Source organism: Amycolatopsis sp. NPDC114484, from assembly GCF_055633755.1.
This window is the reverse complement of record NZ_JBVKDQ010000001.1, coordinates 22,166-46,046: the sequence shown is the minus strand read 5'-3', so window position 1 is coordinate 46,046 and position 23,881 is coordinate 22,166. Positions and strand designations below refer to the sequence as shown.

Sequence of the window (23,881 nt, the reverse complement as noted above, 5' to 3'; positions counted from 1 at the left end):
CTCAGAAGCGGGGCGCCGGTTCCCTCAAATGCTCACGGATCGGTCACAAGTGCCGGAGACCCCCATTCGTCCCCGAAGGCGAACTCCTCGAGCGGCAGCCGTCGCCGTGGGGCGAGTTCTCGTTCGATGCGTCGCGGGTCCTCCAGTACCGAAGCGTCAGCGGGCGATCCGACGGCGATCGCCACCCTGGCCACCGCCTCATCCGGCAGGCCGAACTCCGCGCGGACCGCGTCCGGCGAGAAGCCCGCCATCTGGTGCGCGATCAGGCCGAGTTCGACCGCCTGCAGGACGAGGTTCTCGGTCGCCAAGCCCAGTCCGTAGTCGGTGTAGGGCACCTCGCCCTTCTCGTTCGTGGTGACCATCACGCCGATCAGCAGCGCGCTCGCCCGGAACGCCCACGCCTGGTTCCCGGAGTTCAGTGTTGCGAGCAGGCGCGGGAAGACGGGATCGCCTCGGCGGCCGACGAGGTAGCGCGCCGGCTGGGTGTTGCCGAAAGACGGTGCCCACCTGGCGGCTTCGAGCAATGCGGTCAGCTGGGGGTCGGTGATCTCGGCGGTCTCGTCGTAGGCCCGCGGGCTCCAGCGCTCGGCGATGGCCGGCGCGACGGGGACGCTCGTCTCGGCTGGTTTGCGCATGCGGCGAACCGTAGTACGACCGGGAGTGCTCTCCGTCACTCCGGAGGAAGGGCTTCGAGCTTTCCCCTGGCGTTAAGGAAAATTTACTTCCAAACGCTCCGAACGGGCCGTGGCGGACCACTCGATGGGGTGGCGAGCGCCGTTCGCGCCGGTAGGCTCTTCTCCAAATGAAGGGCCGTGGGCGCTCCTCGGTGCCCTCCAAGGAGTACGCCCCGGCCCGTCAAGGAGGTTCGGGCGTGGCCCTCGTGGTCCAGAAGTACGGCGGATCGTCGCTGGAAAGTGCCGACCGGATCAAGCGCGTGGCAGAACGGATCGTCGCGACCAAGAAGGCGGGCAACGACGTGGTCGTCGTGTGCTCGGCGATGGGCGACACCACTGATGAGCTGCTCGATCTGGCGCAGCAGGTGAACCCGGCGCCGCCGGAGCGGGAAATGGACATGCTGCTCACCGCCGGTGAGCGCATCTCGAATTCATTGGTCGCGATGGCGATTTCCGCCCAAGGCGCGCAGGCCTGGTCGTTCACCGGTTCCCAAGCGGGCGTGGTCACCACGTCGGTGCACGGCAACGCGCGCATCATCGACGTCACTCCGAGCCGCGTCACCGAGGCGCTGGAGCAGGGTTACGTCGCGCTGGTGGCCGGTTTCCAAGGCGTGGCACAGGACACCAAGGACATCACGACGCTCGGCCGCGGCGGTTCCGACACCACCGCGGTGGCGCTCGCCGCCGCGCTGAACGCGGACGTCTGCGAGATCTATTCCGATGTGGACGGTGTGTATTCGGCCGACCCGCGGATCGTGCCGGACGCCAAGAAGCTCGACACCATCCCGTACGAGGAGATGCTGGAGCTCGCGGCGAGCGGATCGAAGATCCTGCACCTGCGTTCGGTCGAGTACGCGCGCCGCTACGGCGTGCCGATCCGAGTCCGTTCTTCCTACAGCGACAAGCCGGGCACCACGGTGGCCGGATCGATCGAGGAGATCCCCGTGGAACAAGCGCTGATCACCGGTGTGGCACACGACCGCTCGGAAGCGAAGATCACCGTGACCGGCGTGCCGGACCACGCCGGGGCCGCGGGCAAGATCTTCCGGGTCGTCGCCGACGCCGAGATCGACATCGACATGGTGCTGCAGAACGTGTCCAGCACGTCGTCCGGCCGCACCGACATCACCTTCACGCTGTCGAAGGCCAACGGGGCCAAGGCGGTCAAGGAACTCGAGAAGATCAAGGCGGAGATCGGCTTCGAGTCGGTCCTGTACGACGACCACGTCGGCAAGGTGTCGCTCGTCGGCGCCGGGATGCGCTCGCACCCGGGCGTCACGGCGACGTTCTGCGAGGCGCTGGCCAACGCGGGCGTGAACATCGAAATCATCAACACCTCGGAGATCCGCATTTCGGTGCTGATCCGCGACGCGCAGCTGGACGAGGCCGTGCGCGCGATCCACGAGGCGTTCGAACTGGGCGGCGACGAGGAAGCCGTCGTCTACGCGGGGAGTGGTCGCTGATGGCGCGGGGTCTTCGGGTTGGCGTGGTCGGGGCTACCGGCCAGGTCGGTGCCGTGATGCGCAAGCTGCTCGACGAGCGGGACTTCCCGGTCGAGCAGATCCGGTACTTCGCCTCGGCCCGCTCGGCGGGACGCACGTTGCCGTGGCGCGGCGAGGAAATCACCGTCGAGGACACCGCGACCGCTGATCTGTCCGGTTTGGACATCGCGCTGTTCTCCGCGGGCGGCGCGACTTCGCGCGAACAGGCGCCGCGGTTCGCCGAGGCGGGCGCGATCGTGGTCGACAACTCGTCGGCGTTCCGCCGCGACCCGGACGTGCCGCTGGTCGTCAGCGAGGTCAACCCGGAAGCGATCAAGGACGCGCGCAAGGGGATCATCGCGAACCCCAACTGCACCACGATGGCCGCGATGCCGGTGCTCAAGCCGCTGCACGACGAAGCCGGTCTGGTCCGGATCATCGCGAGCACCTACCAGGCAGTCTCCGGCAGCGGCCTGGCCGGCGTCGACGAACTCGCCGCGCAGGTGAACGCGGTCGCCTCGCGCGCGGCCTCGCTCACCCACGACGGTTCGGCGGTCGAATTCCCGGCCCCGGCCAAGTATGTCGCGCCGATCGCGTTCAACGTCCTGCCGATGGCCGGGTCCATTGTGGACGACGGCACGTTCGAGACGGACGAGGAACAGAAGCTGCGCAACGAAAGCCGGAAGATCCTCGGCATTCCCGACCTGCTGGTTTCGGGCACGTGCGTGCGGGTCCCGGTGTTCACCGGGCACTCGCTGTCGGTGAACGTCGAATTCGAACGGCCGCTGTCGGTCGAGCGGGCGACGGAACTGCTGTCGACCGCGCCGGGCGTGCAACTGGCGGACGTGCCGACGCCGCTGCAGGCCGCCGGCATCGACCCGAGCCTGGTCGGGCGCATCCGCACCGACCCGGGCGTCCCGGACGGCCGCGGCCTGGCGCTGTTCGTCTCCGCCGACAACCTCCGCAAGGGGGCGGCGCTGAACACCGTGCAGATCGCCGAGCTGGTGGCGCAGAACCGCTGAGCTGACAAGCGAAACCGCCCAGTCCCGTGCGTCGGGGCTGGGCGGTTTTCACTTTTCCCGGCGCGGCTGAACGCCGCGGACACCGCCACCGGTCGGCAACCCGGCCAAAGGACTGGCCCCCGCTACTTGGCCACCCGACAGGCCCGGCTCCGGATCTTCCGGAACTCGTGCACGGAGCCGAACGCGTGGTAGGACCACACGGAGCCGTCCGCGTGCGCGCCGAGGTGGCGGAACTGCTCGATCGCTTCGTCGCCGCGCTTCAGTTCCACCAGCGCGCGGGCGGCGAACGCGCGGGCTTCACGGGCCCCCGGCGTATCCCGGCCCTCGCCGTCGAGCCAGGGCAGCAGGGTGTCGAGCGCTTGCTCGACCCGCTTGTCCTGCCACGGGTCCTTGACGTCCGCGGCCCACAGTTCGAAGGCCGCCGCCAGTGGCAGCCAGGCCAGCTTCGGGTGTTTCGCCGCGCCTTCCTCGGCGAATTCCCACATCAGTTCGTGCGAGCCGAACCATTTCGCGCACCAGTACTGCATCGCGCGGCGGTGTGCGTTGCCGTGCAGCGGGTCGCGCTCCATAACACCAACCCATATTTCGCGGAAATCGTCGCGCGAATACTGGCGGCCCATCGCGATCGAGCACCGTTTCTCCCACGGCGTCGGTTCTTCCGGCGCGAGTTTCGCAGCGATCTGGCAGGCTTCGTCGGCCTGTTCGAGGACCCGCCGGAAACCGGCGAATTGCTCCGCGCTGACCCTGCTCGCCCGCTGCCCGGTCCGAATCTGCCAGGCCACATTCGTGAGCGAGTCCGCGTGGACGATGGCGGCGTCCGCGTCGTCGGGCCGGGCGGCGCGCCAGGCTTTCAACGCGGTGTCGTCGTCGGCCGCGACCTCGGAAAGGACGCTCACCGCAGTACTGCGGAGGTCCCAGTCCGTACCGATCTCGGCCAGCAAGTCGGCAGCAGGCTGCCATTCTCCGGCGCGATAGGCGTCTCGGGCGGCGCGAAGCGGTTCGGGGCAGCAGCCGGTCTTCGGTGATCTCGTCGTCCGGGGGCAGGCCGAAACGGGCGACGTCGGTCTGCTTGAGCGGCGGCGTGAGGTACCGGGCCATGTCCTCCTGTTTGAGGGTGTCCATGAAGTCGAAAGTGCTCATTCCGCGCTGCTTAGCGTCTTTCGCGACCGCCTTCATCATCCGGCGATACTTCGGAACGGTGTAGAGCTTGATAAGTCCCAGCAAGGGGATTTCCTCCTCAGGAGTGAACCGGGGCGAGCAACGCGCGGAGCGCGGTGGTGTCCCCGTCGATCGCCGCGTCAACGGCGGGATCCAGTTCGGTGGCATACGGTTCGGCCAGTACCAGCTTCGCTGGCCCGGACCAGGACAATTCCCACTGAGCCGCACCGGCTTTGGCGAGCTGTGCGTGCACCACAATGGACAGTCTGCTGTGGACTGATTGCCGGTAGAACTCGCGTTTCGCCCGCAACCCGGCCCCCGCCGGTGCGGCGTGCTCGGGATCGGCGAGGTCCTCAAGGCGTCCGGCGTCGAGCAGGTCGAGCAGTTCGTCGAGGCTTCGGCCGCGGCGAATCCGCAGTGCCTCGGCCTGAGTGGAGTCGCGCATCCCGACGTCGACCAGGCTGGCCCAGTCGAGCTTCTTCTTCGAGGCCGCGCCCTCCGCCAGACCGGTCGCCAGTGCCGCTTCGAGCAGCGCAGGTCCGTTGCGGAGGAGATCCGTCGCGGGTCGCTCGCCGCCCGACGGCACAGGGATGTCCGGCGCGGCTTCCAGCAGCGCGATCCGTTCGGAGATCGGCGGGTGGCTGTCGTACTTCGAGGCCGGCCGCGACGGCGGATTCTCCCGCAGGGAAGCCATTTCCTCCGCGCGTTTTTCGTCGGCGAGCAGCAGTTGGTAGCCCTCGGCCATCCGCTGCGGCAGATATCCGGAGGACCAGGCGATCGTCGCGTAGTCGTTCAGGAACAGCCACCAGGCCGCGTCGAGGACTGCGACCTCGCGCAACGCGGTGGTCGCGGCCGTGGTGCCCGCAGCCCGCGCGGAGGAGGTGTCCGCGGCGAGTTCCTGTTGCTGGCTCACGCGCGCCGAGACCCGGAAGTACATCGCGACGTACGTGCTGAAGATCGGCCGCACCATCCGGGCCGACCACCTCGAGCGGTGGAGTCCATTCACGACTCGACCGATCGTCTGCCGTCCCCGATAGGTCGCGCCGGCGAACCGGGTGTGGCGATTGCTGCAGTGGCCGAGTTCGTGCCCGAGAATGGCCCGGAGCTGGCTGACCCGCATCCCGGCGAAAAGCTGCGCGCCGATGAACATCCGGCGGCGCCGCACCCGCAGCCCGACCCAGTGCGTCTCCTCGTTCACCCCGGCGTTGACCTGGGGCACCAGGTAAATCTCGTCTGGCGGCCGGGTGCCGAGCATGCTGGAACGCGGCGATCTCCAGCCAGATCAGCGACCCGGCGACGGCGAGCACCAGTACCGGAAAACCGGCCAGCAGCAAGACAGCGAGCAACGCTCGCGACGAGTACTTCATGGAAAAACGGAATCCTCCCCATGACCGGCACCCTGGGCGAACCGGTCGTCCGAGCCCGTTATCGACGGAGGCGCCGATTTCGTTTCACCGATGCACCGGTGTCCGAAAAACCCGTTGTCGGCAGCGCCGGAGTGCCGGATGCTGAGCGGGCAAACTTCGTTCTGGGAAAGGAAAGTCATGTACACGGCAGTGGACGGCGAGCGGGTTCCGATCCGGATGTGGGCAGACCCCGCGTCGGTCGAAGACCAAGCGATGCGTCAGCTGCGCAACGTCGCCAATCTGCCCTGGGTGCACGGCGTCGCGGTGATGCCCGACGTCCACTACGGCAAGGGCGCGACGGTGGGCAGTGTCATCGCCATGCGCGACGCCGTCTCGCCCGCCGCGGTCGGGGTCGACATCGGCTGCGGGATGAGCGCCGTGCGGACCTCGCTCACCGCGAGCGACCTGCCGGACGACCTCGGCAAGCTGCGCAAGCGGATCGAATCGGCGGTGCCGGTCGGGTTCGGGCTGCACAAGACGCCGGTCAACACCGCGAAGGTGCACGGCGTCGGCGGCTGGGACACGTTCTGGAAGGCGTTCGGCGACCTGCACGAGGGCGTCCAGGACCTGCGCAAGCGGGCGCACCTGCAGGTCGGCAGCCTCGGCGGCGGCAACCACTTCATCGAGGTCTGCCTCGAACAGGGCGGAGCCGACGAGGGCCGGGTCTGGCTGATGCTGCATTCGGGTTCGCGCAACATCGGCAAGGAACTCGCTGAGCGGCACATGGCGATCGCGCGGAAACTGCCGCACAACCGGGATCTGCCGGATCCCGACCTGTCGGTGTTCGTCGCGGACACGCCGGAAATGCAGGCCTACCGGCGCGATCTGTTCTGGGCGCAGGACTACGCGGCGCGGAACCGGGCGACGATGATCGCGCTGGTGAAGCTCGCGGTCGCCGAGGTGATCCCGGGTACCAGCTTCGACGACGCGATTTCGTGTCACCACAACTACGTCGCCGAGGAAACCTACGACGGCGTCGACCTGCTGGTGACCCGCAAGGGCGCGATCCGGGCCGGCTCCGGAGACCTCGGGATCATCCCGGGCAGCATGGGAACCGGCTCGTACATCGTGCGCGGACTCGGCAACACCGCGTCGTTCGAATCCGCTTCCCACGGCGCCGGGCGGCGGATGTCGCGGACGAAGGCCCGCAAGACGTTCACCGCCGCCGACCTCGCCGCGCAGACCGAGGGCGTGGAATGCCGGAAGGACACCGGGGTCGTCGACGAGATCCCGTCCGCGTACAAGGACATCGAGACGGTGATCAAGGCACAGACCGACTTGGTCGAGGTGGTCGCGCACCTCAAGCAGGTCGTGTGCGTGAAGGGGTGAGGAGTTCCCGCGGGCGAACCGGACTGGTCCGCCCGCGGGACCCGCTACCCTGAAGTTCATGAAGAACTGGGGGGCGGCGGTCGTTTTAGCGGCGGCCGGAACGCTGCTGGCTGGCTGCGACCAGGTCGATTCGGCGGTCAATGAGACGAATTCCGCGGTGGACAAGGTCTCCACGTGCACCGAGGCGCTGGGGCTGGCGGACCTGAACCCGTTGGTGGACGGCGAAAAGCTCAAGGCCCGCGCGCAGGACAAGGAACGGCGGCTGCGCGAACTGGCGGCCAACGTCAAGGAGGAGGACGTCAAGAACGCCCTCCTCGGCATGGCCGACTCGTACGTCCAGGTGCAGAAGGAACACCTCGAGGACGCCGGGGTGATCGCCCGGTGGACGAAGCGGAACCTGGAGAAGCTGGACGGGCTGCGCAAAGCCTGCACCTGATCTCCGGTGCCCTGACCTGGCCCGTTCTGCCCCCGCACTGCACCGCACCGCACCGCACCTGCCTGGCGCGGATCGGCCCGGTGCGGTCTGGCCCGACCTGACCTGACCTGACCTTCCTGCCCGTCCCGCCCGGCCCGCACCGCCCCGCGCCGGACCGGACCGGACCGGACCGGTGCGGTGCGGTCTAGCCCGACCTGGCTTGGCCCAGCCCGCCCGGCCCGGCTCGCCCTGCTCCGGGCCTGGCCTGCGCTGGCTCGTTCTGGCCGCCACGTCCGCCCCGCCCCGCCCCGCCACGTCCCGCCCCGCCATGCCACGTCCCGGTCTGGCCCGGCCTGGCGCGGTCGTCCTACCCTGCCCTGGCTCGGTCTGGCCACGTCCCGTCCCGCCGCGTCCCGCCACGCCACGGTCTGGCCTGACCCGGCCTGGCGCGGTCGGCCCGCCTTGCCCTGGCTCGGTCTGGCCTGGCTTGGCCTAGCTTGGCTCGATCGGCCCGCCCTGCCCCGGCTCGATCCAGCCCAGCCTGGCTTACCCCAGCCCGCCCCACCACCAACGCGGCCCACCCAGGCACCAGGAGAACCCCGGGCCCGTGGCCCGCCCAGCTCAGCGGCGAGCCCGAACAGCAGCCGCCAGCGACGGCGCACGCACCGAACTCCGGCGCAGCGACCACACCAGCCCCAGCGCAGCCAGTGCCAGCCCGCCGAATCCGGCCGCCGCGAAGCCCCACGCCGGGCTCGAATGGTCGATCGCGAACCCGACCACCGGGCTCCCCGCGGCCAGCCCCAGCCTGGTCGATGCGTCCTGCAGGCCCATCGCCTCGCCGCGAACCGCGGGCGGCGCGAGTTCGCTGACCGCCTCCGTGGTGGCCGCGAGCGTCGGGGCGCAGACCAGGTTCGTCGGGATCAGCACGAGCATCAGCAGCCACCACGGCTGCGTCACCAGCCCGACCGGGATCACCAGCAGCGCCAGCAGCAGCATCAGCAGCCCCTGCGGCAGCGACTTCCGCACCGCGCCGTGCACGATGCCGCCGACCATCGACGCCGCGCACATCACCGCGATGACCAGGCCGGTCCAGCTGACCTCGTCGTGAGAGCGCAGCGCGGCCAGCGTCGCGACCTCGGTGCCGACCAAGCAGAACAGCGTTCCGGCGGCGATCAGCAGGGTCGCCAGCAGCCGTCCGGTCAGCCAGGACCGCAGCGGCGGGCGCACGGTGCCGGCCGGGGCGAGTTCGTCCTCGTTCCGGATCGGCGGGTTGAGCAGGAAGATCAGCAGCGCGGTGACGCCGAAGATGGTTCCGATGCCGCTCAAGGTCAGCGTCGCCGACAGTTGCGAGATCGCCGCGATCCCGGCCGCCGGGCCGATCATGAACGACGCCTCGACCAGGATCGTGTCCAGCGAGTACGCCGCGCGTCGCTGTTCGGCGGGCACGAGCGCGGCCAGGATCTGCCGCGCCAGCGAGCCAGCGGGCACCGACAGCACACCGGCCGGCAGCGCGTACACCACCAGCGCCCCGTAAGAAAGATGCGGCGCCGCGAACCAGAACGCGGTGGACGACAGCCCGCACACCGCGACCACCGGACGCAGGCCGTAGCGATCGATGGTGCGCCCTATTACCGGCGCGCCGAGCGCCATGCCCAGCGTGACGGCCGCGCCGACGACGCCCGCCGCGCCGTAGCCCCGGCCGAGGCCGCTGACGACATACAGCGTCAGCGTCACGCCGGTCATCGTCATGGGCACCCGTGCGAAGAACATCAGCGCCATCGACGGGCGGACCCCGGGGACGCTCAGGACGCGGCGATACGGCTGAAAAGGCACGTGCCCCATGAGAGCAAGAGTTGGTACGAGCGTGCAACTTCTTTTCGTCACACCCGTTCAGCCGCCGCCCCGAGCCTGACCGGGTGTCGTGCCGTCGTTCGGCGGGGCCGGAAAATGCGCGCGCGACCTGGGTGATAACTTCATCGGCGACGCGAAAAAGCATTCTCGCCGCCCATTCGCGAACAGTTCTTCATCTTTCAGTGCCGACCTTGGAGTTCTCCGGTCGGAGGCGGCGGCGATCCCTGGAAAAAGGGGAGCGGACCCGAATGCGGGCGGCGGTGCGTGCGTGGGGGACCCACCACGGTCGGACGAGCGAGATCACGCCTCCCGACGGGGTGATGAAGGTAATCGATCACGAACTACGCCTGTGTGAGTGAGCAATACCGCCATTCGAGCAATCCGGCTACTATGAGTCAGATTCAGCTCTGCGGTCCGTGATCGTCGGGGACGCGCAAGCTGTCCACGTTAATCAATTGCGGGCCGGTTCCCGGTTCTTGGATTCGGCACGTAAGGGTTAGAAAACTCCCTATCCGGTGATCGGCTGGTGTTGGGCCGACACGGCGGGTATCGATTTACCCGGCAGGTCCCAGAGGCCAGGGAGGTAAAGAATGAAAGGCAAGATCGGGCGGATCATCGCTGTGGTCGCCGCGGGCAGTCTGCTGGCCGTCGGCACTTCGGGGATGGCCTCCGCGAGCCCGGCGGGCGGCAAGGGCTCCTCGGCCACTCAAGCCGTCGCCGCGCAGGTACTGCAGATGCGTGACGACCTCACCAAGGTGGCGTACGCCGGAGACGTCGCGAAGACCAGGGCGGACCTCACCCGGCTCAGCCCGGTGCTCGCCGACATCGCGGCGGGCAAGCGCTACCAGGTCCAATCCGAAACCCAGCAGCTCTCGTCGGCGGCGAAAGTCCGCGCGGACGAGTCCAACCGGCTCCTCAGCGACCCGACGGCGACGCCGCGGCAAATCCCGCCGTTGCCGATCCCGCCGCTGCCGGACCTGCCCGGGCCGCTCAAGGCGGTGAGCGACCTGGTCAAGGGCCTGCTCGCCGCGGTCACCAGCCTGCTGGCCGGTCTGCTCGGCGGGGTGCCGGCACCACCGCTGCCGGTACCGACGCCGCCGCTGCCGACGCCGCCGCTGCCGGCCCCGCCGGTACCCGCGCCGGTGCCAGTGCCCGGCACCTGAGCAGGCTGAAACAGGAGGGGGAAAGGCCCGGAGCCTGGTGCGGTTCGCCGCGCCAGGCTCCGTTCCATGTCCGGGCCCGGGAGTTACGAGCGGTTGGCGAGCCCCACCCGCAGCGCACCGGCCATCTCGGCGATCGCCTCCCGGAACCGCGTCCCGACTCCGGCGAAGTTGAGGAATCCGTGGATCAGGTCGGCCTGCCGGCTGAGCGCCACCGGAACCCCCGCGGCTCGCAGTTTTTCCGCGTACGCCTCGCCTTCGTCGCGCAGCGGGTCGAAGCCGGCGGTCACGATGTAGGCGGGCGGGAGTCCACTGTGGTCAGACGCGAGCAGCGGCGACATCCGCGGGTCGGCCTTGTCGACGCCCTCGGGCGCGTAGTGCCCCTCGAACCACACCATCGCCTCGTCGGTGAGGAAGAGATCGTCGCCGAACAGTTCGCGGGACCGGCGTCGCGTGGTGAAGTCGACCGCGGGGTAGATCAACAGCTGGAACGCGGGTGCCGGGCCGCCGCGCCGGGTCGCCTCCAGCGCGACGACGGCGGACAGATTGCCGCCCGCGCTGTCGCCGCCCACCGCGATCCGGTCCGGGTCCGCGCCGAGGTCGGCCGCCTTGGCGTGCGCGTAGTCGAACGCGGCCAGCGCGTCCTCCACCGGCCCGGGGAACGGGCTCTCCGGCGCGAGCCGGTACTCCACGGACAGCACCCGGACCCCGGCGTGCTTCGCGAGGTAGCGCGCGGCGTTGTCGTGCGTGGCCCGGCTGCCGATGACCCATCCGCCACCGTGGAAGAACACCAGCAGCGGCGACGGTTCGGGCAGCCCGGCCGGGGTGTAGAGGGTGGCATCGAGGGACGCGTCGCCGGACGGGATGGCGACGTCGCGGGTCGCGACGGGGTTGATCCGCTTGCCGTTCACCAGGTGCTGGCTCGCTTCCAGCAGCGCGCGCGACCGCTCGACCGACCCGTTGACCAGCGAAGCGCCGGAGAGCTTCTGCAGCCGCAGCAGCAACTGGGCGTCCAGGGCGAGTTCCTGGCCGTCCAGCCGCAGCGGTGCCCCGGCGATCAGCCTGCGCACCGGACGGGGCAGCCAGAACAACAACTGCGCGGCGGCAGTCTGGGCGCGGATCTGCAGCGGAATGGCCATCGTTCCTCCTCGAACGCCGGATGAGCCGAGGTTACTTGCCAGTAGGTACGTTGGTCCAGTCGGCGTGTGACCCAAGCCTCCGTCTCAGATCCTGGTCCTCTACTTAGGTCGAGGGGTTAGCCTCGACCTGTGACTTCCGCGAAAACGGTCCGGGTACTCGGCATTGGCGGCTCGCTGCGAGAGGGCTCGCAATCCGAGCGCGCGTTGCGTATCGCGCTCGCCGCCGCCGAGGAACGCGGCGTCGTGACCGAGCTGATCCCGGGCCCGGAGCTGGTCCTGCCGTTCTACGACACCGCCACGCTGGAGCGGGACGAACGCGCCAGGAAGCTCATCGAGGGCATCCGCCAGGCGGACGGGCTCATCGTCGTCTCGCCCGGTTACCACGGCGGGCTGTCCGGGCTGGTCAAAAACGCCCTGGACTACGTCGAAGACCTCCGTGAAGACACCCGCCCCTACCTCGACGGCCGCGCGGTCGGTCTCGCCGCCGTCGCGTACGGCTGGCAGGCCGCGGTCACCACGCTCGAACAACTCCGCACGATCACGCACGCGCTGCGCGGCTGGTCCACTCCGCTGGGCGGTTCGATCAACTCCGCCGAGACGAAGTTCGACGAGGGCGGCGGGGCCTCCGACGAGAAGAGCGTCCGCACGTTGCGGCTCATCGGGGAGCAGGTCGCGGAGCACGCGCTGCTTCGCGCGCGCTGACGTTTCGCCTCCTCCCATCCCGGTTATTCCTGGGGTGATGACCGCCATGCCGGGGCACTGTTCCGCGGATGCGGAGCGTTGAACTCATTGAGACGCTGACTCCGGAGGCGTCCCCGATGAGGAGGTAACACGCATGGCCGAACCGATCTACACCGCCGTCGCGACCGCGCGAGGAGAAGGCCGCAACGGCGACGTGACGTCCTCGGACGGCGTGCTGGACGAGTCGCTGGCGATCCCCAAGGAGATGGGCGGTCCCGGCGGCGACAAAACCAACCCGGAGCAGCTGTTCGCCGCGGGGTACTCCGCGTGTTTCCTGAGCGCGCTGCAAGCCGTGGCCCGGCAGGCGAAGGTCGCGCTTCCGGCGGCGACGGTGACCGGTTCGGTCAGCGTTTTCAAGAAGGACGTCGGGTTCCAGCTCGGCGTGCGCCTCGACGTGTCGCTGCCCGGTTTGGCGCAGGCCGACGCCGACCAGCTGGTCGAGCAGGCGCACCAGGTCTGCCCGTACTCCAACGCGACCCGCGGCAACATCGAGGTGGAGCTGACCACCAGTGTCTGAATAGGCACCGTCTGACCAAGGCAAGAGGAGGGACACCCGAGATGACCACTTCCCCCATCAAGAGCCCGCTTTCCGACGCCGACAAGGAGATCACCGGCAACGCGCTCCAGGCGACGCTGACCGACCTGATCGACCTCTCGCTCATCGCGAAGCAGGCGCACTGGAACGTGGTGGGCCAGAACTTCCGCAGCGCGCACCTGCAGCTCGACGAGCTGGTGTCGACCGCGCGGCAGTACGTCGACGAGGTGGCCGAGCGCGCCGCCGCGATCGGGGTTTCGCCCAACGGCAAGGCGAAAACCGTCGTGGCGACCTCCGGAGCGCCGGAGTACCCGGACAACTGGCAGTCCGTCGACTCGACCATCTCCGCGATCGTCGACACGCTCGCGACGCTGATCGAACGGCTCCGCAAGCGCATCGACGAAACCGACAAGAGCGACCTCGTGACGCAGGATTTGCTCATCGAGATCACCCGCGCGCTGGAAGAGGCGCACTGGATGTGGCAGGCGCAGCAAGCCTGATCCGCGCATCCCGGGAAAAGCCGTCCGCCCCGCCGCGGACGGCTTTTCTTCCGCATCCGGTGGTTCTTGTCGGTGCCCGGCAGTAGGTTCGCAACCATGGTGCTGCATCAGGGGAAACAAGATCGGGCAGACCGGAAGACCGGCACGAATCCGTTGTACGCCGGGAGCAATCCGGCGCTGGCCGCGGACTTCACGATGCCGCGCGACCGGTTGCGGGACGATTCGCTGCCGCCGGACACGGCTCTGCAGCTCGTGCGCGACGAGCTGATGCTCGACGGCAACGCGCGGCTCAACCTCGCCACGTTCGTCACGACGTGGATGGAGCCGCAGGCGCGCGAGCTGATGGCCGAATGCGTCGACAAGAACATGATCGACAAGGATGAGTACCCGCAGACCGCCGAACTCGAGCGGCGCTGCGTCAACATCCTCGCCGATCTGTGGCACGCGCCCGATCCCGCCAGCGTCATGGGCTGTTCGACCACCGGGTCGTCCGAGGCCTGCATGCTCGCCGGGATGGCGTTGAAGCGGCGCTGGGCGAAGCTGGGCCGCACCGGAAAGCCGAACCTGGTGATGGGCATCAACGTCCAGGTGTGCTGGGAAAAGTTCTGCGAGTACTGGGAAGTCGAGCCGCGCCTGGTGCCGATGGAGGGCGACCGGTACCACCTGTCCGCGGAAGAAGCGGTGAAGCTGTGCGACGAGAACACCATCGGCGTCGTCGCGATCCTCGGCTCGACCTTCGACGGCAGCTACGAACCGGTCGCCGAGGTCGCGGCCGCACTCGACGCGCTGCAGGAGCGGACCGGCTGGGACATCCCGGTGCACGTCGACGGCGCGTCCGGCGCGATGATCGCCCCGTTCCTCGACGAGGACCTGGAATGGGACTTCCGGCTGCCGCGCGTCGCGTCGATCAACACTTCGGGACACAAATACGGCCTCGTCTACCCCGGCGTCGGCTGGGTCATCTGGCGCGACAAGGCCGCGCTGCCCGAGGAGTTGGTGTTCAACGTCAATTACCTGGGCGGCGACATGCCGACCTTCGCGCTCAACTTCTCCCGCCCTGGCTCGGAAGTCGCCGCGCAGTACTACACCTTCGTCCGGCTGGGTCGCGAAGGTTTCCGTGCGGTGCAACAAGCTTCGCGCGACGTGGCGATGTATCTGGCCGAGGAGATCTCCAAGCTGGAGCCCTTCGAACTCCTCACCCGCGGCGACCAGCTGCCGGTGTTCGCCTTCACCACTCGCTCGGACGTCACCGCATTCGATGTCTTCGACGTTTCCCGCCGCCTCCGCGAACGCGGCTGGCTCGTGCCCGCGTACACCTTCCCGGCCAACCGTACTGACCTGGCGGTGCTGCGCGTCGTCGTCCGCAACGGCTTCACGCACGACCTGGCCGACCTGCTGCTCGCCGACCTGAAACGCGTGCTGCCGGAGCTGAACCGCCAGTCGTCCCCACAGCACGACCCGGCCACATCGACCGGCTTCCACCACTAACTGGCGAGTAACGTAGCTGCCATGGGCCTTGCCAAAGACGAACGCCAAGCGCTGAGCGACCTCTTCGAGCAGCTCGGCCCGGACGCCCCGACCCTGTGCGAGGGCTGGCAGACGCGGGACCTGGCCGCGCATCTGGTCGTACGGGAACACCGGCCGGACGCGATGCCCGGGATCGTGGTGCCCGCTCTCGCCGGGCACACGCAGAAAGTGCAGGACGGGGTCGCCGCGCGCCCGTGGGACGACCTGGTCGCCCAAGTGCGCCGCGGCCCGTCCCGCTTCTGGCCGACGTCCCTCGGCCCGGTGGACGAGGCGGCGAACAGCGCGGAGTTCCTGGTGCACCACGAGGATGTCCGCCGGGCGCAACCGGAGTGGACCCCGCGCCCGGCCGACCCTTCCCGAGACGGGGCGGCCTGGCGGCTGGCGACGCGGACGGCGAAGCTGAACCTGCGCAAATCGCCGGTCGGGGTGGTACTGCGGACTCCGGACGGGCAGTCGGCTTCGGTGAAGTCGGGAGCACCGGTGGTGACCGTGGTGGGGGAGCCGGTGGAGTTGCTGCTGTTCGTATTCGGCCGGGATGCGGTGCAGGTGTCTTACGAGGGTGATGAGGCCGCGGTGGAGCAGTTGAAGGGGGCTAAGCGCGGGCTTTGAGCCGGGTGTTCGAAGCTGCGGCCGGTTACTGGCTAAGTCGTTCGCTGATGTCGCGCCAGCGGGGTGCGCGGGTGCCTTGAGAAGTCGCGAGCAGCACACGGCCGAACAAACCGATTTCGATGAGGTCGTTGCGATCTTGTCCGCTGCTTACTGCCTCCTGAAGGTCAGATGTGGGTTCGTCGGGAAGCACGCCAACGAATAGTTGGGCAGCCGACGGTGCGATCAGATTGGCAGGCATCCAGTCACCGCGGACTTCTCCGTCATCGAGGTACTGGACACCGTCTGATGTCGGCGCAGTTTCGTAGAGTGCGTCTGCTCCGTAGGGAATGTCAGAATCTTCGTCCGTCGGTATGATTTGGTAGAGGACACCGGACGAAGGAGCGGAACCTGGGGGCGGTAGTTCGGGCGCTGGGGCAGGGCGAACCGATCCCGGTCTGGGCGGCGGTGGATCGAGCGTGAACAGATCGACCGCGATGTGCGGACCTCCGGTGAACGTCCAGGCCATCGTCACCGGGTGATTCCTGTGATTGTTCGACCAGCCGAGTATCTGGTTAAGCCGGTTCCGCTGAGCGGCCGTCGGCCGATCCAGCTTCGATTGTCTAGTCGACCTTCCGCGAGCTTCCCCCGCGATAGAACCCGGCGGCGTGTGGTCGAACCGGAACATGAGGTCTGGACGAACTCCGCGACCGGAAAAGCGGCTGGCCAGCTTTGCTGACGAGAGTATGTCAAAGTGATCAAGGTCTTGATGGTCGCCGTTCCAGTCGTAGCGATCTCGCATCGCCGCGGTGAGCATGCCCAAGCCCATCGATTCGGTGAAGAAACTCCCGATATGCCGGGCAGCCGACCGAAGATCAGAGCTGCGGGCGACGAGCTTCTTGGTCGACGACAAGTCAAGAAAGCTGAGCACCAGGCGCAACTCGTGCTGTAGCACGCGGTAGGCCATTCGGGGACGTAGTTGAGCTGCGAGAGCGTTGACTCGCAGCACCTCGGGCAGCTGTACTTCCGCAAAGTACGGTTCGATGAGACAGGCGGCGTCGAACACGAGAGAACCGTCTGCTGTGTACTTGCTGGAGCACCGGAACTCGCGAAACTCGACTGGGGGCATTGCTAAACCTTAGCGGCTTAACCGTTTCTGTCGCGATGTTCCGGAAGCTCGGGCCGTCCAGGAGACCGAGACCCTGGACGGCCCGAACCCTCAGCGCATTCCCAGCGCCCGCAAAGCGAAGTACACCTCAATAGACGTCTGCTTGATCGTCTCCGCGATCACCAGCGAGCCGTGCCCGGCGTCATAGCGGTAGAACTCATGGGGTGCGTCGCGCTTGGCGAGACGGTCCAGGTAGTTCTCGATCTGCCGGATCGGGCAGCGCGGGTCGTTGTCGCCAGCCAGGATCAGCACCGGGGCGGCGACTGCGTCCACGTATGTCAGCGGCGAGCATTCGCGGTACACCGCCGGCACGTCGTCCGGGGCGCCGCCGAACAGGGCGCGGTCGAACGAGCGCAGCTGTTCCATCTCGTCCTCGTAAGCGGCCACATAATCGGCCACCGGAACGCCCGCGACTCCGGCTGCCCACCGCGTCGGCTGGGTGCCCAGCGCCAGCAGGGACAAATATCCGCCCCACGAAGCGCCGTTCACGACGCACTTGTCCTTATCGGACAGTCCACTTTCGACAGCCCAGTCGTGCACCGCCGCGACGTCTTCCAGTTCGGTCAGGCCTGGGCGGCCTTCGATGGCGTCGCGCCACGCCGAGCCGTAGCCGGTGGAGCCGCGGTAGTTGACCTCGACCACCGCGAATCCGGCGTCCAGCCAGGTCGCGCGGTAGGCGGAGAACCGGTCCTCGTCGGCGGCGTGCGGGCCGCCGTGCAGGGAAAACACCGTCGGCAGCGGGCCGTCGGGCGCATCCGCCGGACGGGAAACCAGCGCGTGGATCCGGCCGCCGACACCCTCCACGAACGCGTCGGTGACCGGCGACGAACCCGGTGCGCGCTCGCCCGGCGGCGTCAGCAGCACGGAGTCGGTGCCGTCGGCCGCGCGGGCGCGGACCGCGGCGGGCTCCGCGGCGCTGGACCACGAGTACTCGATGGTTCCGTCCGGTCGCACGCCCGCGCCGCCGATCCGTCCGGCCGGAGTGTCCACAGCGGACAGTTCGCCGGTGTCAAGGTCGTAGCGGTACAACGAACTGCGGGCCTCGTGGAAGTGCACGACCAGCAACGCGCGAGCGTCCGGATACCAATCCGCGACGACCTCGCCGGGCAGGTCGATCAGCAGTTCGGTCTCGGTGTCCGCCTGCACGTCCCACACCAGCAGTTCTTCGCGACCGCGGCGCTCGTGCAGGACCAGTACGCGCTGGTCGCCTGGCAGCGGCGAGAACTCCAGCGCCTGCAAGCCTTTTCCTTCGCCGTCCCACTTCTCGGCGACGGTGGCGAACCCGTCGGTCGACAGGACCCGCAACGCCGGATGCCGCGAATCCCCGTGCTCGGAATGGGAAATAGCGAGCAGGCTTTCATCGCGCGACATCGACGCGATCCCGGCGTCATCCGCGTGCTGATAGAAACGCTCGGTCACGCCGTCGATTTTCGCGAACAGTTCGCTGCCGTCATCGGTCGAAACGCCGGCCGCGATCACTCGCCGGCCGATCTCCAGACCGGCCGGATATCCGTCGTGAATATCGGGCAATGCCTTGACGGCCGCGGAACTGTCGCCGTCGAACGGCTGGCTGCGCCAGGAGCCGAACTCGTCGCCGTCGGTGTCGTCGAACCACCAGATGGCCGTTCCGTCGGGCGCGGGCGTCGCGTTCAGGGTGCCGTTGGGTCGATTGGTGACGCGCCGGTGACTGTCGGTGGCCCGGTTCCACGCGTAAACCTCCCATACGCCACTGGCGTTGGAGACGTACACGTTGGCATCGGGTGCGTCGCGGGCCCATTCGGGCACCGAGATGCGCGGCGCGTGGAACCGCGCCAGCCAGCGCTTTTCGGCTTCGGCGTCGTCGAACAGGCGGTCCGGGACCACCGCGGGCGGATTTTGGTTGCCTGACTGCGTGCTCACCCCTCGATCCTGCCACCTTCCACCCGTACTCTGTGCGGGGTGCTGGAGGGTTACGCGCCGGGCTATGCCCAAGACGCGCTGTCGATGATGAACACGCGCACAGCGAGTGACCGCGCCGCGTTCGCCCAACCGCTGTTCACCCCGGGCTCCCGCGTCCTGGACCTAGGCTGCGGCCAAGGCTCCATCACCACCACCCTGGCCCCGAACTGCCACGTAATCGGCGTAGACGTCCACCACCCCGTGCTCCCCACGACGTCCACAGTGGACTACATAACCGCCACCGCCTACGCCCTCCCTTTTATGACGGCGTCATTGGACGTGGTTTTCTCACACGCACTCTTCGAACACCTGGCAAACCCCGCAGCCGCACTAGCGGAAATCCGCCGAGTCCTCCGCCCAGGCGGCCACCTGGCAATCTCCACTTCAGACTGGAGCCGCGCGAAAATCCGCCCGAGAACCGCAAACGTAGACGCCGCCCTGCGCGGCCACTACTTGCTCCGCCGCAGCTTCGGCGGCGACCCCTTCTCCGGCCGCACCATAGCCACCAAACTCGCCACCGCGGGCTTCACCAACATCACCGAACGCTCGCGCTATCGAGAAGACCTCTCCTACCGCTCCCTGGCCACCTACGTAGAAGCACGCCTAGCCGAAGCCCTGGCCAACCCCTCCACAAAAGACCACGACCAACTAACCTCAGCCGCCCGCTCCGCCTGGTCCTGGACGCGAACAGCCGCAGTAGGCGACTTCCACCAATGCTGGCAAGAACTAACCGCCACCCGCTAACAACCGCAACAGACGCACTCACCAGCCCGAAACGGCCACCCCCCGCACCAACCGCAACAGACGCACTCACCAGCCGAAAACGGCCAACCCCCGGACCAACCGCAACCAATGCACTCACCGGCCCGAAACGGCCACCCCCCGCACCAACCGCAACCGACGCACTCTCCGGCCCACAACAGCCACCCCGGACCAACCGCAACCGATGCACCTTCGGGGGTCCAGGGGGCAAGCCCCCTGGCGGGGGTCTGGGGGTCCGACCCCCAGGGAATACAACGAAGTGAGGGCTCGTCATCTGCGCTTTCTGCAGATGACGAGCCCTCACTCACACGTCGGGGTGGCGGGATTTGAACCCACGACCTCCTCGACCCGAACGAGGCACGCTACCAAGCTGCGCCACACCCCGAGGTACTGCTTAACGGGTCGGGAGTAAGTCTAGCGGACGGGTTTCGCGGCTTTACGCGGGGCTGGTTTGCGGGGGTCGGCGGTGCCGGATCCGCGCGGGACCAGCGTCAACAGGCTCGCTTCCGGGGGGCAGGCGAAGCGGGCGGGGGCGTAGGGGGAGGTGCCGAGTCCGGCGGAGACGTGGAGCCACATCCGGGCTCCCCAGCGGGAGGCGCCGCGGGCGCGGCTGCGGTCGAGTTCGCAGTTGGTGATGATCGCGCCGTAGCCGGGGATGCGGAGCTGGCCGCCGTGGGTGTGGCCGGCGAGGACGAGGTCGTAGCCGTCGGTGGCGAAGGTGTCGAGGACGCGCGGTTCCGGGGAGTGGGTGACGCCGAGCCGGACAGCCGCGGTGGTGTCGGCGGGTCCGGCGATGTCGGAGTAGCGGTCGCGGTGGAGGTGCGGGTCGTCGACACCGGCGGCGAAGACCGCGCGGCCGCCGACGTCAATCGTGCGGCGGACGTGCGTGAGGTCGACCCAGCCGTGTTCGACGAAGGCGGCGCGGAGGTCGCGCCAGGGCAGCTGGGTGCCGTGGATGCGCTTCTTCTTGCCGCGCGGCATGAGATAGCGCGCGGGGTTTTTGGGCTTGGGCGCGTAGTAGTCGTTGCTGCCGAAGACGAACACCCCGGGACGGTCGAGCAGCGGGCCGAGCGCGCGGAGCACGGACGGGACCGCGGTGCGGTGGGAGAGGTTGTCGCCGGTGTTGACGACGAGGTCGGGCTCGAGCTCGTCGAGCGCGGCGACCCAGCGCTGTTTGGCCCGGTGACCGGGGAGCATGTGCAGGTCGGAGACGTGCAGGATGGTGAACGGCGGCGTGCCGGGCGCGAGCACGGGCAGCTCGGCGGTCCGCAGGGTGAAGCGGCGGCGTTCGATGCCGACGGCGTAACCGAGGGTGGCGGCCCCGAGGGCGATGGTCCCTGCGGCCAACCGCTTCGCGGTGCCCCCGGGCGGACTGGCGTTACCGAGCGTGCTCACGATGTCGAGGATACGTGTTCGATCGGGTCGTCCGCTGTGGCCGGTGCCGCTTGGTCCGGCCCGGGCGCAGGGCGAAGGTCTCAGCGGCACCTTCTCGGCATCCGGTGCCGCGCGTCGTTGGATTGAATTGGACTGGACCAGGTCGCCCGTTTCCCGACCGGACAGAGGCGGGGCGTGGGATTTCTGTTCTTTCGGGTCCCGATCGCTCGTCGCGATCGTCCGGCTCTGGCTGATGGAGCCCAAAAACCGACCCTGAGCCCGGACAAGCGAAACGGGGCGGGAGATCGCGTCTCCCGCCCCGTTTTCACCGGATTCAGTTGGTGTAAGCCGGATCCTCCGGCGGCAACGGCACGACCGGCTGGTCGCCCATGATGTTCTTCATCGCACCGAACCACGTCTGTGCGGGTGTCTTGCCGCCGAACATGTTGCCGGTGCCGCAGGTGGACACGTCGCCGACGCCGTTGTAGCAAAGACCGCCGCTGCCGCCTTCGGGACGGAACACCATGGCCGCACCGGCCATCTGCGGCGTGCCGGCCACGAAGGTCGCCGAGCCGTTGTTCTGAGTCGTACCCGTCTTGCCGACGAGCGGACGGTTCCAGCCGACTGCTTCAGCGGCCTTCGCGGACGTGCCGCCGGGCTGGTCGTCCTTGCTCATGCCGACCGCCATGGTGTTCGCGAGGCCCTCCGGCACGACCTGCTCGCACGGGTCTTCCTTGATCGGCACCGGTTTGCCGTCGCGGTCGCTCACCGACACCAGCGGGGTCGGCGGGCACCATTTGCCGCCGCTCAGGATGGTCGCCGCGACATTCGCCATTTCCAGGCCGCTCGTCGGGCTGAAGCCCAGCGTGAACGCACCCGTGCCCGGGTAATTGCCCTTGGGGCCGTAGGCCTGGGCCTGGGTCTGGCTCTTGTTCGGGTCGGTCGACTTCGGGTCGACCTTGCCGCCGCCGGGGTTGCTCGCCATCGTCTCGCGCATGCCCAGCTTCGTCGCCATGTCGATGGCGGGCCCGGTGCTGCCGAGCTTGTCCTCCAGCGCCACGAACGCGGTGTTCGGCGAGGTCGCCAGTGCTTGCTGCAACGAACCCGAATCGGGGTAGCCGTTGCCGGCGTTGCCCACGCAGTACCAGCGAGTGTTCGGCGCGCCGGTCGCCGGACAGTGCGGCTGGCTGCCGGTGAAGACGTGCGAGACGTAGCTGCTGCCGATCGGGATGTTGCTGTAGATCCCGGCGATGTGCTGGTTCAGCACCGCCGCGGTGGTGAAGATCTTGTAGCTCGACCCCGCGCCGCCGGTGTTGAACACGCCGGACGGGAGCGCGTACGTCGTCTGCCCTTGATCCGCGTCGATGCCGTAGTCCCGGTTCGCCGCTAGCGCCACCACTTCGTGCCGGTCCTTGCCGGGCCGGATCAGCGAAAGCGTGTTCGCGACGTTCTTCTGGGTTTTGTTCACCTGTTGCTCGGCCGAGGCCTTCGCCTCGTGGTTGGCCTTCTCGTCCAGCGTGGTCTTGATCGTGTAACCGCCGGTGTACAGCTGGTCCTTCGACATCCCGGATTTGAGCAGATAGTCCTGGACGTACTGGCAGAAGAAGCCGTTCTCGGGCCCGGCTCCGGTGCAGTTCGACGCGGGCTTCTGCGGGGTGTCCGGCACCACGCCGAGCGGTTCCGCCTTGAACTTGTCCGCGTCGGCCTTCGCCAGTTTCTGGTTGCTGACCATCCGGTCGAGCACCAGGTTGCGCCGTTTCGTCGCCTTGTCCGGATGGTTCCACGGGTCGAAGACGATCGGGTTGTTCACGATGCCGGCGAGGAGCGCGGCCTGCGGCACGGTCAGGTTCTCCGGCGTGGTGTTGAAGTAGGCGTGCGAGGCCGCTCCGACCCCGTAGATCTGCCGGGAGAACTCGACGATGTTGAGGTAGCCGGCGAGGATCTGGTCCTTCGAGAGCTTGGTCTCGAGGTTGATCGCGATCCGGGCTTCCTTGAGCTTGCGCGAGAGCGACTGCTCCTGGGCCTTGGCCTGACCGTTCTTGTCGCCTCGGTAGACGACGTTGATCAAGTAGTTCTTCACGTACTGCTGCGTGATCGTCGAGGCGCCCTGCGTGTCCCCGCCCGCGGTGTTGGAGACGGCGGCGCGCAGCGTCCGTCCCCAGTTCACCCCGTGGTGCTCGTAGAACGCTTTGTCCTCGGCTGAGAGCAGCGCCCACTTCAGCGCCGGGTTGATCTGGTCCGGGCGGACCGGGATCCGGTACTGGTCGTACAGCGTCGCGATCGGCTTGCCGCCGGAGTCGGTGATGGTCGTCACCAGCGGCGGCGGGATGTCGGCGAGGTCGGAAGACGTCTTGTCGACCGTCTCGCTCGCCTGGTTGGACACGACCCCCGCGGCGCCCACCACCGGGAACATGATCCCGGCGACCAGCACCCCTGCCAGCAGGCACAGGCCGATGAGCTTGAAAAGACCATCCGTTTTGCGCACGAAAGCCAGGGTACTGAAGGCCCGTGTCGCCTTCGTGACCTCACGCCCGCGCGCCCCCGCGGGCGATCATTAACGGGACCCCCTGTCGTGACCTTTGGTAACGGAATGCATGCTAGGTCTCGACGGAGGGAACCGAGGGACCCTACAGTCCGTCAACGTCTCACGTAGATGCCGACAGACGGAGCAGCCCGGGTGGGAGCCTGGCTGGTCCAGACAGCGGCAGCGGCACCGGGGAGGTGCCGTCACCGACGTGCGGCGCAGTGGGAAACGCTCGCGGGGGTGGGAGCGGGAGCTTCGCCTTCGCTGGTGCCATACACCAGATGAGGGAGCTGGGGGTATGCAAACCAATCAGGTTGGCTGGCGGGTCGATGCCTCGTGCCGGGACGCTGATCCCGACGGGTTGTTCGTGCGAGGCGCCGAACAGAACAGGGCGAAAGCCGTGTGCATGGGGTGCCCGGTCCGCACCGAATGCCTCTCCGAGGCGCTCGACGGCCGGATTAATTTCGGGGTCTGGGGCGGGATGACGGAACGGGAGCGGCGCGCCCTGCTGCGCCGTCGCCCGGACGTGACCAGCTGGACCGATCTGCTCGAAGCGGCCAAGCGGGACGCGCTGGCCGCGGCGGCGGGCTGA

At 68.2% G+C, this 23,881-nt stretch carries 21 protein-coding genes and 1 tRNA gene; 12 read left to right on the top strand and 10 right to left on the bottom strand.

Annotated elements, in window-relative coordinates; translation table 11 throughout:
* Window positions 1–32: 32 nt before the first annotated feature.
* Window positions 33–635, bottom strand: a complete 603-nt coding sequence (locus ACZ7SW_RS00230) for a nitroreductase family protein (RefSeq protein ID WP_470228258.1) — start codon at window positions 633–635, stop codon at window positions 33–35.
* A gap of 236 nt (window positions 636–871) precedes the next feature.
* Here ACZ7SW_RS00230 and ACZ7SW_RS00225 point away from each other — a divergent pair, with 236 nt between their 5' ends.
* Complete coding sequence (locus ACZ7SW_RS00225; RefSeq protein ID WP_037808437.1) at window positions 872–2,137, top strand: aspartate kinase; 1,266 nt, start codon at window positions 872–874, stop codon at window positions 2,135–2,137.
* Window positions 2,137–3,177 (top strand): aspartate-semialdehyde dehydrogenase, encoded by a 1,041-nt coding sequence (locus ACZ7SW_RS00220; protein ID WP_470228257.1) that lies wholly within the window; start codon window positions 2,137–2,139, stop codon window positions 3,175–3,177. The genes ACZ7SW_RS00225 and ACZ7SW_RS00220 overlap by 1 nt, the downstream gene beginning before the upstream one ends.
* A 122-nt stretch (window positions 3,178–3,299) precedes the next feature.
* Here the strand turns inward: ACZ7SW_RS00220 and ACZ7SW_RS00215 are convergent, their stop codons facing one another.
* Together ACZ7SW_RS00215 and ACZ7SW_RS00210 are read right to left on the bottom strand one after the other, a co-directional pair.
* Window positions 3,300–4,073, bottom strand: a complete 774-nt coding sequence (locus tag ACZ7SW_RS00215) for a hypothetical protein (protein ID WP_470228256.1) — start codon at window positions 4,071–4,073, stop codon at window positions 3,300–3,302.
* Between the two features lie 341 nt (window positions 4,074–4,414).
* The gene (locus ACZ7SW_RS00210) at window positions 4,415–5,590 is read right to left on the bottom strand and encodes a M48 family metallopeptidase (RefSeq protein ID WP_470228255.1); all 1,176 of its coding nucleotides are present in this window, start codon (window positions 5,588–5,590) and stop codon (window positions 4,415–4,417) included.
* Between the two features lie 289 nt (window positions 5,591–5,879).
* Between ACZ7SW_RS00210 and ACZ7SW_RS00205 the strand changes: the two genes are divergently transcribed.
* Both ACZ7SW_RS00205 and ACZ7SW_RS00200 read left to right on the top strand, forming a co-directional pair.
* Window positions 5,880–7,070 (top strand): RtcB family protein, encoded by a 1,191-nt coding sequence (locus ACZ7SW_RS00205; RefSeq protein WP_470228254.1) that lies wholly within the window; start codon window positions 5,880–5,882, stop codon window positions 7,068–7,070.
* Between the two features lie 58 nt (window positions 7,071–7,128).
* Window positions 7,129–7,506: a hypothetical protein gene (locus ACZ7SW_RS00200; protein ID WP_470228253.1), complete on the top strand. Its 378-nt coding sequence runs from the start codon at window positions 7,129–7,131 to the stop codon at window positions 7,504–7,506.
* Window positions 7,507–8,106: 600 nt separating this feature from the next.
* On the opposite strand, the gene ACZ7SW_RS00195 is transcribed toward ACZ7SW_RS00200, so the two are convergent.
* Complete coding sequence (locus ACZ7SW_RS00195; protein ID WP_470229212.1) at window positions 8,107–9,255, bottom strand: MFS transporter; 1,149 nt, start codon at window positions 9,253–9,255, stop codon at window positions 8,107–8,109.
* Window positions 9,256–9,926: 671 nt separating this feature from the next.
* Here ACZ7SW_RS00195 and ACZ7SW_RS00190 point away from each other — a divergent pair.
* Complete coding sequence (locus tag ACZ7SW_RS00190; protein ID WP_470228252.1) at window positions 9,927–10,499, top strand: hypothetical protein; 573 nt, start codon at window positions 9,927–9,929, stop codon at window positions 10,497–10,499.
* Window positions 10,500–10,582: 83 nt separating this feature from the next.
* On the opposite strand, the gene ACZ7SW_RS00185 is transcribed toward ACZ7SW_RS00190, so the two are convergent.
* Window positions 10,583–11,635: an alpha/beta hydrolase gene (locus ACZ7SW_RS00185; RefSeq protein ID WP_470228251.1), complete on the bottom strand. Its 1,053-nt coding sequence runs from the start codon at window positions 11,633–11,635 to the stop codon at window positions 10,583–10,585.
* A gap of 129 nt (window positions 11,636–11,764) precedes the next feature.
* Here ACZ7SW_RS00185 and ACZ7SW_RS00180 point away from each other — a divergent pair, with 129 nt between their 5' ends.
* The 5 genes from ACZ7SW_RS00180 (at window position 11,765) to ACZ7SW_RS00160 (ending at window position 15,547) form a co-directional block, all read left to right on the top strand.
* Entirely contained in the window at window positions 11,765–12,337 is a 573-nt protein-coding gene (locus ACZ7SW_RS00180) for an NADPH-dependent FMN reductase (RefSeq protein WP_470228250.1), read from the top strand.
* 133 nt (window positions 12,338–12,470) lie between these two features.
* Entirely contained in the window at window positions 12,471–12,893 is a 423-nt protein-coding gene (locus ACZ7SW_RS00175; protein ID WP_470228249.1) for an organic hydroperoxide resistance protein, read from the top strand.
* Window positions 12,894–12,934: 41 nt separating this feature from the next.
* On the top strand, window positions 12,935–13,411 hold the full coding sequence (locus ACZ7SW_RS00170; RefSeq protein WP_354747488.1) for a Dps family protein: 477 nt from the start codon (window positions 12,935–12,937) through the stop codon (window positions 13,409–13,411).
* Window positions 13,412–13,507: 96 nt separating this feature from the next.
* A complete protein-coding gene (locus ACZ7SW_RS00165) occupies window positions 13,508–14,899 on the top strand; it encodes a glutamate decarboxylase (protein WP_470228248.1) in 1,392 nt (463 codons plus the stop codon).
* A gap of 21 nt (window positions 14,900–14,920) precedes the next feature.
* The gene (locus ACZ7SW_RS00160; protein WP_470228247.1) at window positions 14,921–15,547 is read left to right on the top strand and encodes a TIGR03085 family metal-binding protein; all 627 of its coding nucleotides are present in this window, start codon (window positions 14,921–14,923) and stop codon (window positions 15,545–15,547) included.
* A 25-nt stretch (window positions 15,548–15,572) separates the two neighbouring features.
* On the opposite strand, the gene ACZ7SW_RS00155 is transcribed toward ACZ7SW_RS00160, so the two are convergent.
* Window positions 15,573–16,589, bottom strand: coding sequence for a hypothetical protein (locus ACZ7SW_RS00155; protein ID WP_470228246.1), 1,017 nt, complete (start codon window positions 16,587–16,589; stop codon window positions 15,573–15,575).
* A 153-nt stretch (window positions 16,590–16,742) separates the two neighbouring features.
* Window positions 16,743–18,590 carry a S9 family peptidase gene (locus tag ACZ7SW_RS00150; RefSeq protein WP_470228245.1) on the bottom strand — a complete coding sequence of 616 codons (1,848 nt, stop codon included), beginning with the start codon at window positions 18,588–18,590 and terminating at the stop codon, window positions 16,743–16,745.
* 39 nt (window positions 18,591–18,629) lie between these two features.
* Here ACZ7SW_RS00150 and ACZ7SW_RS00145 point away from each other — a divergent pair, with 39 nt between their 5' ends.
* Complete coding sequence (locus ACZ7SW_RS00145; RefSeq protein ID WP_470228244.1) at window positions 18,630–19,373, top strand: methyltransferase domain-containing protein; 744 nt, start codon at window positions 18,630–18,632, stop codon at window positions 19,371–19,373.
* A gap of 329 nt (window positions 19,374–19,702) precedes the next feature.
* Here ACZ7SW_RS00145 and ACZ7SW_RS00140 read toward each other — a convergent pair.
* From ACZ7SW_RS00140 to ACZ7SW_RS00130, 3 genes are all read right to left on the bottom strand, one after another.
* Window positions 19,703–19,776 (bottom strand) — tRNA-Pro (locus ACZ7SW_RS00140).
* A 29-nt stretch (window positions 19,777–19,805) separates the two neighbouring features.
* Window positions 19,806–20,738 carry a metallophosphoesterase gene (locus tag ACZ7SW_RS00135; RefSeq protein ID WP_470229211.1) on the bottom strand — a complete coding sequence of 311 codons (933 nt, stop codon included), beginning with the start codon at window positions 20,736–20,738 and terminating at the stop codon, window positions 19,806–19,808.
* Window positions 20,739–21,099: 361 nt separating this feature from the next.
* The gene (locus tag ACZ7SW_RS00130) at window positions 21,100–23,250 is read right to left on the bottom strand and encodes a transglycosylase domain-containing protein (protein WP_470228243.1); all 2,151 of its coding nucleotides are present in this window, start codon (window positions 23,248–23,250) and stop codon (window positions 21,100–21,102) included.
* Between the two features lie 337 nt (window positions 23,251–23,587).
* On the opposite strand from ACZ7SW_RS00130, the gene ACZ7SW_RS00125 reads away from it, so the two are divergent.
* Window positions 23,588–23,881, top strand: coding sequence for a WhiB family transcriptional regulator (locus ACZ7SW_RS00125; protein WP_116205781.1), 294 nt, complete (start codon window positions 23,588–23,590; stop codon window positions 23,879–23,881).